Origin of the sequence: Phocaeicola coprocola DSM 17136, assembly GCF_000154845.1 — a bacterium.
GTDB lineage: Bacteria > Bacteroidota > Bacteroidia > Bacteroidales > Bacteroidaceae > Phocaeicola > Phocaeicola coprocola.
In genome coordinates this window covers 68,757-82,608 of the sequence record NZ_DS981439.1, presented here as the reverse complement: position 1 = coordinate 82,608, position 13,852 = coordinate 68,757, and the positions used below count along the sequence as shown (strand labels likewise).

The following is a 13,852-nucleotide window of genomic DNA, read 5'->3' as shown; positions in this document are numbered from 1 at the left end:
GGAACATCCATTCCCACCTCGGGATCTTCATCTCAAGGAGGTCGCTCGATGTTCATCGATGGCTTTACTGTATCACATTACGGTTGACAGTTTCTTGTCAATCGGTAACTTGGGCTTACACCGCGGTTGGATTCTCCGGCCTGCTGAGCTGGAGTACTTGTTTTATCAGACTCATATCCTTTGTTGTTCCTGCCATGACTGTGCTGTTTCTTGTTAGCTTACCAGCACAAAGGAAACTGAAACCGGGGAAAGAATGAACGGATATGCTCCGGAAACGAAGATATACGCTCACAATTCCATGCACGGCTGAACGGATATACTCCGGAAAATCTGAAAGCATACGTCTAAAGTGAACGGGTATGCTCCGGAAAAAGGGTGCTACAACCTGCAATTCTCGGAGGTGAACGGATATGCTCCGGAAAAATTGAGATTTTAATGTCTGGTTATCCATTTTTTCATCCTTTTAGGGGATGAACGGATAAAAATTACGCTTTTAAGGTATGGTTTTATACCCTAATAAGCTGCCGGAAAGTGAACGGGTATGCTCCGGAATATGTACCGCCCGAAGCAACAAGGTTGCGGTTCTGTTAGGCTTTCAGGATTACAGCCAGCTTACCCGTGATTACGGGGACAAGGAAAGCCGGGTTATCCAAAATACTGTGGGTAACGTGTTCAGCGGTCAAGTAGTCGGTGAAACGGCGAAAATCCTTTCCGAGCGTTTCGGAAAGGTGTTGCAGAAACGGCAGAGCATGACGATAAACCAACGGGAAAAATCCACCTCGATAAGCACCCAAATGGACAGCCTGATACCCGCCAGCAAAATATCCAACCTCACGCAAGGTATGTTCGTGGGTGCTGTGGCGGACAACTTCGATGAACGGATAGAGCAGAAGATTTTCCACTGCGAAATCGTGGTGGACAACGAAAAGGTGAAGCGGGAAACCGCCCATTACGTGAAGTTGCCGCAGATTATCGACTTCACCGACAAGGACGGCAACGACCGGATGCAGGAGGAGATACAAGCCAACTATGACCGCATCCGTCAGGAAGTCAGGCAGATAGTCGAGGACGAGATAACCCGGATTAAGAACGACCCGGAGTTATGCCACTTGATTAAGGAGGAAGAATAGCTATATATAATAATGTATGGAGTGAAGAACAGCCGATGTAGCTTTACGGTTGTTCTTCATTTTGCTTTTTGGTGCGGTAGGCTTCAAAACGCACTAATATTTCGTGCAGGTTCTTCAATGCTTCCACAGCCTTGCCTATCGGCGGCATCTTGCTTTTGTCGAAAGTCAGTTTCTTCAAATCGGTAGTGTACGCCGTAGCCACTTCGGGTAACGCCATGACCGCTTCGGCATCCTTGAATATCGGTGCATCAGCCAGCGACAAGTGCGAACGGGAGTTTTTATTTAGTCCGTCCTCTATCGTCACCCGGTACATGGCATCCAAGAAATCTTCCGAATGTAGGTAATCGTTATATTCCTGATTGTGGTAGAGTGCCGACAAGTCGTAAACGTCACGGATATGCTTTGCCAACAGTGCGGCTGCATCCTCATTGTAAGACAGCTTTACCAGCCTTGAAACCTTGTCGCAGATAGTCTTTCGGGGGTTGATACACTGCGTTTCAAAACTTTCCAGCCCGTAGGTGCTTATCAGTTCCTCTTGCCCGATGCTTTCAAGAAAGGCGGTCACAATCGGTTTGATAACCCGCTTGTCCGCCGGGTAGAACATCAGTTTTTTGTCCGGCAGGTCACAGGATTTTATCTCTACTTCCAAATGTTCTTTCAGTCCCACGCCTTGAAATACATTGTCATACGAGAAATACAGTTTACGGTAATTACCGCCCGTTTCCGACAAATCTTCCTTGTATATGTCACTATTGAGTTCGGCTATGTATTTGGAAAGTTTCTTGTTCAATGTCTTTTCTGCCTGCTTGGACGCACCTTTATCACCCGTGAACACGAACAAGTCCAAATCTTCCGAGAAACGTTCTATCAGCCCGTAGGCTTTGGAAAGTGAAGTTCCGCCTTTGAAGTAGGTCTTATCCGCATATTCGGACATGGAAATATCCCGCAGTATCTTCGATACCCAGTAATCCTTTTCCACGTGCGACTGCTCGTAGCCGAAATGGTCAGCCGCCAGTGCGATGATTTCCTTGAACGCTTCCTTGTCCGAATGTAAATTCATATTTCTGTCCTATGCTGTTTTATAATCCAAGTTGAACCGTGTCGTGGGAAGAATGGTCTTTGCCATTTCCGTTTGCAATACGGTTTGTCTGATGTCGCCCAGTATATCCGCCACCACCTTTCTGACACGTGGCGGGTAACTTTTCGCCAAAGATACGATTTTTTCCAGTTCCGGCAGGCTGTACCCGTTGAAATATTGGCTTTTGACCCGGTTGTAGATGTCCTGCCCGGTTGTTCCGGGTATGCGCTTCATGTCCTTTATCGCATCGAGCAGCCGCAAGTACGGGACAAGGCTTTCATCCGGATAGACCATGCAGTAGGCTTTCACGCACTCTATATCCAAGTTCTTGAAACGGAAACGGCGAACCGGGTTAGGAGTGGCTATCGTTATGGTTGTGGCTACCTGTTCGGTCAGCCCCATTTTGTTATAGATGTAAGCCCCCGTGATATAGCCGTTCAGTTTTTCAGTCAGGTAGCGGAACTGTTCATCCTGATAGACAGGCAGCTTTCCCAGCCCCAGCACTGATTTCTTGGGACGGTAGTACGCCCCCTTTTCAACCCGTACCAGTACCCCTTTGCGGCTCTGTTCGGAAAGTAGCACCGCAACATTGGCGGTCTTTTCCGTTTCAAACGATAAATCCCGGAACGTGAATATACGCCCGGTATCTATCCGTTCAATCTGCCCAAGTATCTCTTTTCTGAATGAAGCCATATTTATGTCCTTTGTTTCTATATGCAAAGATAGTATATTATGTAATCACCTGCAAAAACATAACAAAGATTTTGCCGAAGATGTTTTCTTTTTGTCGTGTCACCTGATAATAGGAGAATAACGGAAACTCAATCAAAGGCTTGCCATACGCTTCATAAACGCTTCACAAATGGCTCACAAGTATAATGCGATTTTTGTAAAACTGTTGATTATAAGCCGAAAACAATATATACAAATGGCTCACAAATGGCTCGTTTAAAGCAAGCGATTAACTTCGGTCTGTACCCGTTTTAAATCTCCAACCAACAGTTGGAGATTTACCGCACCCGGATAATTTCAAGCTCCGCAGGACAAATTCGGGCATCCCTTGCCCCCGTTTTTAGTCGCTATCTGTAGACTGGACTATTATTATACCATTCAATAATCAAATCATTATCGTTATTATGGACATTTAAAGTGAAAAAGATATTCCTATAATGATTAAAGCAATAGATGCAAATATGTATCTATATCTTTTTGTAGAAAACATTGCTCCTATACAAGAGATAGATACAGCAAATTGCATACATTTTAAACTTAACTCTGTAGTCTTAAATATACACATAGACAAAAAAGATAATGCCAAAACAAATAGTATAGCATTCAATATATATTTCAGTTTCATATTCCTTTGATTTACATTGACCTTATTAGCAGTAGCATATAAATTGCTCATCCTAACCCAATAACCAATCCTATACAAAAGAACAAGGTGAATCTCTTTTCCTTGTGTTTCAGCCCATAGACCAGCCCGATAATAGCACATAAAGGAATATTAGATGAATCTGCATTTTTTCCTTTATTTACAAGGTATTTATGACTTTCTTTGCTCAATTTGCAAATCTCACGGTTCTCATTGTTCTGTTGTAGCATACATTTATGCAACTTAATGTTCCCATGATTCAGTTTAATCTATTTTCTCTAATTCAATTGTAGCTACTTTCTCTTTATCTGGACTAATTTCATTCTGTATAATGGTTATATGTTTTTGGGTATAGCTTTTGATAATCCAAGGGGCTCCACCCAAATATAAAGCATTGCTATTAAATGTGATATATTTCCCTTCTATTGTATAAGTAATATCAATTTCATCGTAACCTTCCCAATTTACTTTCCCTTTCCGAGTATCTACAAATTGCATACCGACCCCCATATTTTGTACTGTCCAAGCCTCACAATGCCCTGTTCCACGCCATGAAGTCTGATAAAGTGCTTCGGGGGTTAATTCATTTGTCTGTTCATTATCATCGTCGCAGCTTATAAAGCTGAATGTACAGAGGAATAGCATAAGTATTCCAAGAATTTCTTTTGTTTTCATATTCTTTTTTTTAATCTCTTGTTTAACTCATTCAATCTTTATTTTGTCTCTTCGTTGAACCAACCAAAGATAAGACAAAGATAAAAAGAAGAATTCTTTGGCAGATTAAGATACTCTTGGAATATTGTTATAATGTAAATTTCTAAACCTATGTTTATTTTTTGTTGTCAAAACTTTGCTTGCGTCTGATTCGGCTCATGTGTATGGGTGTAATTTTAAGGTAGGATGCTATTTCTTTTAGTGATACCATTTGAAGGATTGCAGGGCATTTTTTTAAAAGTTGGAGGTAACGCTCTTCCGGTGTGAATCTGAATAAATCCAAATAACGTGAATATGATTGGAAAAACATCTGTTCGGCTGCGATACGGGCTATCCGTTGGTTTTCATTATTTTCCTTGAATTTTTGCTGTAAGAATGTAGAAGAACAGATGTAAATCTCGCACGGGATTATCGCCTGTATATTCAATTCTGATTTCATGCCATATAAGCAAGTGGGATAATCGGCTATAAATTCATTTGGAAAGGAAAAACCGACATTATACGGCTTGTTTTCTGTCCGGTTGGTGCAACTGTATTTGACTACGCCTGATAAGATAAACCCGAAGAAAGAACAGGCATCACCTTCATGGAGAATAAACTCATTCTTTTTATAATGTCGTAACTCTCCATGTTTCAGACACAACTCCTTGAAGAAGTCTATGTCTATGTTACTCATATATGAATTGAATTCGGCTATCATTTGTATATAAGAGAAATGTATAAAAAATATCTGAATTTCCATGTTTGGAGTTTAGTCTGTTTTTTGTCTATATATCCAAACCGTACTAAACTTTTTTCTGTTGACTGCAAGATATAAGTACTGGCGAAAAGAGTAAGAATAAAAGGTATTTCTTTTTGACAGTATTACTTTTAATAATTTGAGGAGGAAATAATACTCTAAGTAAAGGCTTATTCTACCGTCCGAGAGCTTATTTTGCTCCAGCTTGGGGTTTTCTTTCGTTTTATTTTCTAACATTGCCATTGTTTAGAGGTTTTATCTCGATTTAGGTGCCGTAACCGGGTAATTACACTAAATAGTTGATTTTCTTTTGTTTTTTGCGGATGCAAAGGTACAAAAGAAAATGATATTTCAAAGTGTACTGAATAACAGAAAATGGCAAAAATAGAGAAAAACAGAAAATATTCAAATGACTGATAATAAGAAAGATGAATTATTTTTATTCTATAATCTCCATGTCTTGTATCGGCATTGGCATTGGGTGGTAAAGAAGCAATAGATAACATCCATATTCTAAAAACTATTCCCTACATAGAAATGTCACTCCAATCTATCGGGGATTTGAAACGAGTGCAATAACAGATTACTAACGAAGCGCGATGACGCTTAAACAGTGTTCCCCGCTAATCCATTAAAGGGTTCACATATGGTTCATACTCGAATGATTTTCTTTTGCAAAATATGCAAATTACTTGAGTTTTAGCTATTTCAAAAAACGACCAAAGGGTTCACAAAGGGTTCATCGAAAGAGAGTGAAATCATTCACTCTCTTTTTTTATGCCCTTTTCAATTCTGCAACCAATGGTTGCGGAATTTCATCCCACCCGGACAAATCGGGACACCGCAGGACAAATTCGGACAGCCCTTGCCGCCCGTCCAAATATAGCATATTTAGTCGCTACCTTTGGGCGGGACTATTCCCGTAACCGCTAAAATTTCAATTATTTATGGCAAACAGAATGACCCCGCCCGCAGAGGGGCAGGAAAAAGACGTGCTGCTGGTCTTGGATAAACAGCAGGGAAAGGTGAGTGCCGTTAAGGGTATTGACAAGGAGGGCAATTTGCAGACCGTACCGCCGACACACGGTGGCGAGTTCATGCAGGTGGACAAGAACAGCGATGTGTTCAGCAACTTCATTTCCAACTTCTACCGCAAGTATCAGGACACTTCCGGGCTGGAACTGTTCAGCGTCAAGGCTTCCGAAGCGGAGCGGGACGCAAAGGCAATCGAGGAAAACCACCGCAACCCTACACCGGAGGGCGACAAGCGGGCTGAAATGCTTCGAGTTCCGAAGCCCGACTTCCACGAGTTCAAGCAGGGTTACCGCTTCGACCCGGCAAAAATCGACTGGGAGAACCTGAAAAAAGTCGGCATCACCGCCGACACCCTGAAAAACACGAAGGACTTCGACCGGGTGATGCGTGGCTACAAGTCCCGAAATACCTACACCGTTTCGGGGACGGTGGGCGGCTTCTACCTCAAACCTACCGATGTCAAGCTCTCTTTCTATCAGGCAAAGGACGGCACGGTAGTACCCAAGCTGCACGGCGTGCAGCAGGACGAAAAGCTGTTGCAACGCCCGTTCCATGAACACGGGTTCACCAAGCAGGAACAGGGCAACTTGCAAGGCACTGGCAACTTGGGCGGCATCGCTGAAATCAAAGACCCGAAAAGCGGCGAGCAAATCCCCGTGTTTGTCAGCCGGGACAGGTACACGCACGAACTGGAATACATGCGGGCTGACAAATGGAAATGCCCCGATACAATCTGTAACGTGCAAGTCAGCCCGGAACAGAAAGCCGCCTTTGAAGCCGGGCAAGCGGTGAAAATGGAAAACCTGCAATTCAGGGACGGCACGAAGCGCAGTGCCTATTTGCAGGTCAGTGCGGTGGAGCGTGGCTTGGAGTTCCTGCCCCGTGCCGCCGTCCAGTTCTTGCAGCAGGGGCAGCAGCCCGCAGAACAGCAGGTAGCCGGGCTAAAGGACGGCAAGGGCGTTGAGTTCAACGGTCATGTACAGCCCGGCGCACAGGGCAAATCCCACGACAAGGTGCAGCCGAAAGACGTTACCCCCGCCGCCGAGAACCGGACGCAGGTAGCGGTCAATTCCGGGGGCAAGACCAACGAAGCCACCAAGCAGGGCAAAGAGCCGTTGAAACAGGGTCAGGACAAGCCCACCCCCAAGCAGAAAGAGAAGCAGGAGAAAGCGCAGGACAAGAGCCTGAAAGCTGACAAGCCCAAGAAGTCCAGAGGAATGAAAATGTAATATCCACCATTAAAAAGTAAAGAATTATGATTGCATTGATAGCAGAAAAGCCCAGCGTGGCAAAGGACATCGCCCGCATCATCGGTGCGACCGGGCGTAATGACGGTTATCTTTCCGGCAACGGGTATATGGTGACATGGGCGTTCGGCCACTTAATCCAGCTTGCCATGCCGGAAGCCTACGGCGTGGCGAACTTCCGCAGGGAGAGCCTGCCCATACTGCCGCCCGATTTCCAGCTAATCCCCCGTCAGGTGAAAGCGGAGAAAGGGTACAAGGCAGACCCCGGCGTGCTGAAACAGTTGAAAGTGATAAAGGAAGTGTTCGACCAGTGCGACCGGATTATTGTCGCCACCGATGCCGGGCGTGAGGGTGAGTTAATCTTCCGCTATATCTTCCATTACCTGAACTGCCGGAAACCATTTGTGCGCCTGTGGATAAGCAGCCTTACCGACAAGGCAATCCGTGAGGGGCTGGATAACTTGCAGCCGGGAGAGCGTTACGATAACCTTTACCTCTCTGCCAAGTCCCGCAGCGAAGCGGACTGGCTGATAGGGATAAACGCCACCCAAGCGTTGAGCGTAGCTGCCGGGCAGGGGGTGTTCTCGCTGGGCAGGGTACAGACACCCACGCTCGTGATGATATGCGGCCGCTATTTGGAGAACAGGAATTTCGTACCCGCCAAGTTTTGGCAACTCAAAGCGGTGACCGCCAGCGGGGGAATAAATTTTACCGCCCAATCGACCGCCAAGTGGGAACAGCAGCCCGAAGCCATAGCCGCCCTGCAACGGGTAAAGGATGCCGGGCAACTTGTGGTTAAATCCGTTGAGAGGAAAGAAGCCTGCCAAGAACCGCCGCTTTTGTACGACCTTACCACGCTGCAAAAGGAAGCGAACACGAAGCTGAACTTCTCGGCTGACAAGACGCTTTCCATAGCGCAAAGCCTGTATGAAAAGAAAGTGATGTCCTATCCCCGAACCGGAAGCCGCTATATCCCGGAGGACGTTTTCGATGAAATGCCGGAACGTGTCGCCCTGCTGGGGCAATACTCCCGCTTTGCCGGGTATGCCGCCGGGCTGGACGGCACACCCCTGAACCGCCGCAGCGTGAATGACGGCAAAGTGACCGACCACCACGCCTTAATCATTACCGAGAACCTGCCCGGCGAACTTTCCAAAGACGAGCGGGCGGTTTACGAGCTGGTAGCCGGGCGTATGCTGGAAGCCTTTTCGGGCAAGTGCGTGAAAGACGTTACCACCGCCTTGCTGTCAGGGGGAGATACCGACTTTACGGTGAAAGGGTCTGTGATGAAAGAAGCCGGGTGGCGTGCCGTGTTCGGCGAGCCGGAAACGGGCGGGGATGAAGAAGCCGCCAGCCTGCCGCCACTCCAAGAGGGAGAATATTTGCCACTCTCCGGCGTGGATCTGCTCGAAAAGCAGACCAAGCCGAAACCGCTGCACACGGAAAGCAGCCTGTTGGCGGCAATGGAGAACGCAGGCAGGGAACTGGAAGATGCCGAACTGAAAGCCAGCCTGAAAGATGTCGGGATAGGCACGCCCGCCACCCGTGCGGCGATTATCGAAACGCTGTTCGCCCGCCAGTACATCGTGCGTGAGAAGAAGAACCTTGTGCCTACCGACAAGGGGCTTGCCGTTTATGGGATTGTCAGGGACAAGAAGATTGCCGATGTCGAAATGACGGGCATGTGGGAAACCGCCCTTGCCAAGATAGAAGCGGGCAGCATGGATGCCGACACGTTCCGAAAGGGCATCGAGGTGTACGCAACGCAAATCACCGCAGAACTGCTATCGGTGCAGCTATCTGTCGCTACTGGTGAAACCTGCCCCTGCCCGAAATGCGGCAGCGGGCGCATCCTGTTCTACCCGAAAGTGGCGAAGTGTTCCAACGTGGACTGCACGCTTACCATATTCCGCAACAAGTGCGACAAGCAGCTTTCCGACAAGCAGATTGTCGAGCTGGTGACTAAACGCAAGACCGGGCTAATCAAGGGCTTCAAGGGCAAGAACGGCAAGGCTTTCGATGCTTCGCTGGTACTGGACGAGCAGTTCAATGTCGGTTTTTCATTCCCCGAAAAGAAAGCGAAACCGAAGAAATAGCCTATCTTTGCCGCTGAAATTTCATTGTGATAGGTTTTACAGCTTATAATAATTGAAATTTTAGTGGTTGCGCCCGGAGGGAAACCGGGCGCATTTTTTATATGTTCCCGCCAAACAGGTAGGTCGAACAGACCACCCCGTTATCCAGCACCCTGCTTTCCGAGAGCTTCCACAGCGAGCCGGATGTTTCCCCGACAAAACCGATGCCTTTGCCCGCCATGACCGGGACGGTGTAGATTGTCAGGCTGTCCAGCAGTCCGGCTTTAATCAATGAAGTAAGCAGCTTGCCGCCACCCACCACCAGCATGTCGGTTTCCTGTTTCAGTTCATAGACCCTTTGCAGCGGTTCTTCGGTCAGGAACTCCACCCCGCAGTCCGGTGTAACGTTGGTGTCGTAGTGTGACACCACAAAAGACCGTTTGCTTTTGTGCGGCCACCCGCCCCAGTGTTCAAAGATGTAGTTGTAGGTGTTCGCCCCCATAAGCAGGCAGCTTGCGGCGGCGTGTTCCCTTGCCGCCAGTTCCTTGACCTCACGGGGCATCCAGTCCAGTTCATAGTCCGGCGTGGCGGTATGCCCGTCCAGCGATACGGCGATGTGCGCTTTGATTTGTTCCATATTGTCAGGTATTAAAGTGATATAAATCCCTACTGTCTTGGCACGTTAGCCGCAACCCCAAAAAAGAAAGCGTGGCATGACGCTGTTTCAAAGTAGAGGTACTGGCATACCCAAATGTGGAAACAGTGCAGCCACGCTATGACAAACGCATAGCATATCCTGCGCTGAATATCCCCACATTTTGAAAAGTGCCAGTTTTCTACTTTGGGACGTTCGGCGAACGTATATGTTATATATAAAGGCAATATTCCGGCAACCGCCGTCCAACTGCCGTTACTTTTCCGTGTAACTTCTGCAAAGTTAAGCAAATACCCTGAAAAATCACGTGCAAACAGAAAAAATCCTGCCGTGTTATCACAACAGGGCAGGACACAAGCACCTAAAAATACACAAGTTCAGCCCATACGCCTACGGGCAGCTTGCGTTCCTTTGAAGATGATATGAACCGATGACAAAACAGCTTTGGTTCGCCGTGTCTTTGGTGATGATGTCCCTTTCCCGCATGAAGCGGATATAGCTCTTTGCGGTGCGCTCCTTGATGTCCAATACCTGCTGCAACTGCTCGCAAAGGTCTATGTAGGTGATGCGTGTCTGCCGCCCGAAGATGTCATGTGCGACATTCACCAGTTCCCTTTCCTTGCGTTTCTCCTTTTCCTCACGGGGCTTCTCGCCCTTGTACACGTGCATCCCGGCTTCCTTGTCCCATGCAAAGAGCATCAGCGGCACGTCCAGCGGGCTTCCGTCCCTTACTTTCAGGGCTTTCACCACCGACTGGGCGGGTTCATCGTCTTTCTCTATCGAAAGGATTGTAGCCGCCTTGCGCTGCAACTCGCTGCCCAAATGTCCCCGCAGCTTCAAACCGTTGGGGACGAAATGCAGCACGCACAGAATACACGTGTTGTAGATGCCAGCCAGCCGATAAAGTTCATCTATCACCGCCACGCTTTCCGCTTCATCGTTGGCACTCTTAACAAGGTCGGCGATGCCGTCAATGACGACCAACTGGATGCCGCCGTACTGGTAGTAAAACTTATCCATGCTCTGCACAATGGCGTTCAAGCGTTCTTTGCGTGACATACCCGTCAGGCAGAACGCTTTGAGTTCATCGGGTTTGTCCGGCTGTTTGGCACGTGCCAGCAGGTTGCTTACATTCTTGAACAGTTGCACTTCCGATTGCTCGGTATCGTAAAGCAAGACCGCCTTGTGCCTGCCGTTGGCGGTTATCTGTATGCCCAGCGTATCTACTTCCGCACCAGCCGGGCAGATGCAGCCCGCCACGATTGCGGCTACATAATTGCTCTTTCCCGTTCCCTCGCCCCCGGTGATGCCGAACAGGTTGCCTTGTGTCCCCAGCGGAACGTCACCCGCCGAAATAATCTCTTGTGCTTTGGCGGGCGGGTTGTTGAAATCTATCTCGCATGATTTTAGCATAATCAATGTGTCGCTATACAGGTTGTCTAAAAATTCGATAAACAGCTTCAGGAAATCTTCACGGGTGTTCCCGGCTTTGAAGTAGTCGGATATGTCCTTTTCCTCTTTCGTTCCCGGAAGCGGGAGCAGCAGGCGTTTCACGCCAAATTCTTCCAATAGTTTTTCCTGCTTGCATGAACTTTCCCTGCCCGTCTTGTCCATGTCAAAGAGCAGGACGATGTGCTTGAAGCGGAACGTCAGCCGATAGACCAGCGTGGGAGGGATAGTCACCGTTTCGCTGTTGAAGCAGATAGCGTGAAAACCGTGCGCCGCCAGCGAAAGCACGTCTTTCTCGCCGCCCGTGATGAATAGCGTGTCGCCTTTGGCTGGCAGTTGTTCCAGCCCGAAACTGTAGTTCTCGCCGAAGCTGCCGCCGTAGAGGAAGCGGGGCGTGGAGAACGGGCGGTACAGCTTGATGTGCTGTTTGCCCTTGTAGCCGTACATGGGTTCTGCCACCGATGAAGTGTAGGTGTACGGTTTGCCCTCTGCCGTTTCGCTGTGATACTCCCGGAGCGAGCAGACCTTGTAACGTTCCAGCAGTTCGGGCGTGATGCCGTACTGTTGCCAGTACACCAGTTCGGCAAGCGGGAACTTCTGTTCCCGGAACTGGTAGGGCTTGACGGGCTTTTCGGACGTTTCTTCGGGTTTGTCCGGCACTGCCCGGCGGACGGTTGCCGGGGGAACGGAAACCGGAGTGCCGGAAGCCAGCCCCAAACCCAAGTCCCGGTCGATGATTTCCAGTATCTCCACGAAGTCAGCCGCCCGGTTGCAGTCCAGCCCCTTTAACTGCCCCACGAGGAAGAAACAGTCGCCGCTATAACTGTCGTTGCCGAAGTCTTTCATCTTGTAGATACCGCCCCGGCGGTCGAAGTAGATGTTGCAGGAAGCCTTGCTGTCCTCGTACAGCGGGTTAAGGAAGTTGCGACCTATGCGCCAGTTTCCGGGCAGGTAGTGTTTGAACACCGCCAGCCCGTTACTTGTCCTTTCTAAGATTTCCTCTTTCCTTAGCATACAACTGGTGGTTGGTTATCAGGTTGTCGATGTTCTCCTTGTTGCTCCTTATCAGGCGTTCTTCCAGCATCCGGCGTATCTCGCTGACCTTGTAGAAGTAGCGTCCCCTGATGTTGGAATAGGCGATAGTCCCCGACACCCGCAGGCGTTGCAGGGTCTTTTCGCTTATTTTCAGGAACGTGCAGACCTCGTAGCTGTCCACCCACATGTCTTCCTCGCTTTGCCTTGCCGTTTCCATGTGGTTGAAGATGTAGTCGGCAATGGCGGTAATCTTGTTGTCCAGTTCCTTGTAGGCTTTGGACTCGAATGTTATTATTTCCATAACGGTAACTGATTGATTTGCCGCAAAGTTCGGGTGTCCTGAAAAATAAAACGCCACAGATGTACCCACCTGTGGCGAAATAAATTTTGTTAAAGCACGGTTGCCTAATCCTGCTCCCTCATGCGCATCAGCAACCTGTCTTTCAGGGTGGAGAGGAAGCCCGTTCGGTCTTTGGTCTTGGCTTTTAGTTCCATGTAGGTGTGGTAGAAGTCGCCGAGGTCTATGTCGAACACGTATTCAAAGTAGGCTACAATCTCCTTAATATCAACCGTTCCCTTGTTCAGACAGCCGCAGGCGTCCAGTGCGTAGATAAGTTCCACCAACGCCCTTTTCGTCCCCGTCCAGCGCAACAGCCTGCCCATGAAGCCGTTCTTCACCCGCTTGCGCTGTTCCCGGCGTTCCAGCTCGTGCAGACGGTTGGTGAGGTATATTTCCAGCAGTTCGTTGGCTAAAATCTTGGCTACCTTGAAATCGTGACTGGTGCTGAACTGTGGGTCTGTTTCGTAATAGAAACTGTCCACGATGATTTGTATGTCAGGCTTCCCACGTATGAAATACTGCCTGTCCAAGTAGGTGGCTTTCGTTCGGTGGTACTGGTAGAACGCCAAGTTCCGCTGGAACGACCTTGAAATCCGGTCGGTTTCCGACAGCAGGTAGTCCCGCTGCACGTCCTCGCTGCCGCTGGGGAAGCGCACCTCTATCTTGTAAACGGTATTGTAATAGATGATTTTGCTCGCTAAAAGCGGTTTCAGTTCCTTGAAGAAGTGTATTTCTTCTTCCGTGCTGGCGAACGGGTAGGAGATTATAAAGGTTTTGAGTTCGCCCAGTATCTCTTGCAGGTAGTCCACGCACAGGCGGCAGAGCGTCAGCGTGTCCGCTGCGGTGTCCTCGTATTCCTGTATCTGCCATTCCACTTTTTGAAGCAGTCCGGCGAAGTATGTTTCCAACGGTATCTTATGTTCCATAACCTTGTGCTTATCTTTTATGAAGCACAAAGTTACGGGCATAAAAAATCAGTT

11 protein-coding genes and 1 pseudogene are annotated in these 13,852 nt (G+C 48.3%); 3 read left to right on the top strand and 9 right to left on the bottom strand.

What is annotated here, in order from left to right; translation table 11 throughout:
* Nucleotides 1-551: 551 nt before the first annotated feature.
* Nucleotides 552-1,130: pseudogene (locus tag BACCOP_RS02045) on the top strand (TraM recognition domain-containing protein); the annotation flags it as partial.
* A gap of 43 nt (nt 1,131-1,173) precedes the next feature.
* On the opposite strand, the gene BACCOP_RS02040 reads toward BACCOP_RS02045, so the two are convergent.
* From BACCOP_RS02040 to BACCOP_RS02015, 5 genes are all read right to left on the bottom strand, one after another.
* A complete protein-coding gene (locus BACCOP_RS02040; protein WP_004309977.1) occupies nt 1,174-2,190 on the bottom strand; it encodes a nucleotidyl transferase AbiEii/AbiGii toxin family protein in 1,017 nt (338 codons plus the stop codon).
* 9 nt (nt 2,191-2,199) lie between these two features.
* Nucleotides 2,200-2,901, bottom strand: coding sequence for a DUF6088 family protein (locus BACCOP_RS02035; RefSeq protein WP_004309978.1), 702 nt, complete (start codon nt 2,899-2,901; stop codon nt 2,200-2,202).
* A gap of 711 nt (nt 2,902-3,612) precedes the next feature.
* Nucleotides 3,613-3,813, bottom strand: a complete 201-nt coding sequence (locus BACCOP_RS02025; RefSeq protein WP_007478170.1) for a hypothetical protein — start codon at nt 3,811-3,813, stop codon at nt 3,613-3,615.
* Nucleotides 3,814-3,847: 34 nt separating this feature from the next.
* Entirely contained in the window at nt 3,848-4,258 is a 411-nt protein-coding gene (locus BACCOP_RS02020) for a hypothetical protein (RefSeq protein WP_004309979.1), read from the bottom strand.
* Between the two features lie 154 nt (nt 4,259-4,412).
* Complete coding sequence (locus BACCOP_RS02015; protein ID WP_004309980.1) at nt 4,413-5,039, bottom strand: Crp/Fnr family transcriptional regulator; 627 nt, start codon at nt 5,037-5,039, stop codon at nt 4,413-4,415.
* A gap of 944 nt (nt 5,040-5,983) precedes the next feature.
* On the opposite strand from BACCOP_RS02015, the gene BACCOP_RS02005 reads away from it, so the two are divergent.
* Together BACCOP_RS02005 and BACCOP_RS02000 are read left to right on the top strand one after the other, a co-directional pair.
* Complete coding sequence (locus BACCOP_RS02005; RefSeq protein WP_007482643.1) at nt 5,984-7,300, top strand: DUF3945 domain-containing protein; 1,317 nt, start codon at nt 5,984-5,986, stop codon at nt 7,298-7,300.
* 26 nt (nt 7,301-7,326) lie between these two features.
* A complete protein-coding gene (locus BACCOP_RS02000) occupies nt 7,327-9,414 on the top strand; it encodes a type IA DNA topoisomerase (RefSeq protein WP_007482644.1) in 2,088 nt (695 codons plus the stop codon).
* A gap of 97 nt (nt 9,415-9,511) precedes the next feature.
* Here BACCOP_RS02000 and BACCOP_RS01995 read toward each other — a convergent pair whose 3' ends face one another.
* The 4 genes from BACCOP_RS01995 to BACCOP_RS01980 all read right to left on the bottom strand — a co-directional run bounded on the left by BACCOP_RS01995 (nt 9,512) and on the right by BACCOP_RS01980 (nt 13,840).
* A complete protein-coding gene (locus BACCOP_RS01995; RefSeq protein WP_004326099.1) occupies nt 9,512-10,030 on the bottom strand; it encodes a dihydrofolate reductase family protein in 519 nt (172 codons plus the stop codon).
* A 408-nt stretch (nt 10,031-10,438) separates the two neighbouring features.
* A complete protein-coding gene (locus BACCOP_RS01990) occupies nt 10,439-12,511 on the bottom strand; it encodes a bifunctional DNA primase/helicase (RefSeq protein ID WP_007565634.1) in 2,073 nt (690 codons plus the stop codon).
* Nucleotides 12,474-12,902: a helix-turn-helix domain-containing protein gene (locus BACCOP_RS01985; RefSeq protein WP_007482646.1), complete on the bottom strand. Its 429-nt coding sequence runs from the start codon at nt 12,900-12,902 to the stop codon at nt 12,474-12,476. The genes BACCOP_RS01990 and BACCOP_RS01985 overlap by 38 nt, the downstream gene beginning before the upstream one ends.
* Nucleotides 12,903-12,937: 35 nt before the next feature.
* Complete coding sequence (locus BACCOP_RS01980) at nt 12,938-13,840, bottom strand: RteC domain-containing protein (RefSeq protein WP_007482647.1); 903 nt, start codon at nt 13,838-13,840, stop codon at nt 12,938-12,940.
* Nucleotides 13,841-13,852: the final 12 nt, after the last annotated feature.

Bases quoted from the DNA above. Each gene is read 5' to 3' on its own strand.
- BACCOP_RS02040 (WP_004309977.1), bottom strand. From the start codon at position 2,190: ATGAATTTACATTCGGACAAGGAAGCGTTCAAGGAAATCATCGCACTG.
- BACCOP_RS02035 (WP_004309978.1), bottom strand. From the start codon at position 2,901: ATGGCTTCATTCAGAAAAGAGATACTTGGGCAGATTGAACGGATAGAT.
- BACCOP_RS02025 (WP_007478170.1), bottom strand. From the start codon at position 3,813: ATGCTACAACAGAACAATGAGAACCGTGAGATTTGCAAATTGAGCAAA.
- BACCOP_RS02020 (WP_004309979.1), bottom strand. From the start codon at position 4,258: ATGAAAACAAAAGAAATTCTTGGAATACTTATGCTATTCCTCTGTACA.
- BACCOP_RS02015 (WP_004309980.1), bottom strand. From the start codon at position 5,039: ATGGAAATTCAGATATTTTTTATACATTTCTCTTATATACAAATGATA.
- BACCOP_RS02005 (WP_007482643.1), top strand. From the start codon at position 5,984: ATGGCAAACAGAATGACCCCGCCCGCAGAGGGGCAGGAAAAAGACGTG.
- BACCOP_RS02000 (WP_007482644.1), top strand. From the start codon at position 7,327: ATGATTGCATTGATAGCAGAAAAGCCCAGCGTGGCAAAGGACATCGCC.
- BACCOP_RS01995 (WP_004326099.1), bottom strand. From the start codon at position 10,030: ATGGAACAAATCAAAGCGCACATCGCCGTATCGCTGGACGGGCATACC.
- BACCOP_RS01990 (WP_007565634.1), bottom strand. From the start codon at position 12,511: ATGCTAAGGAAAGAGGAAATCTTAGAAAGGACAAGTAACGGGCTGGCG.
- BACCOP_RS01980 (WP_007482647.1), bottom strand. From the start codon at position 13,840: ATGCCCGTAACTTTGTGCTTCATAAAAGATAAGCACAAGGTTATGGAA.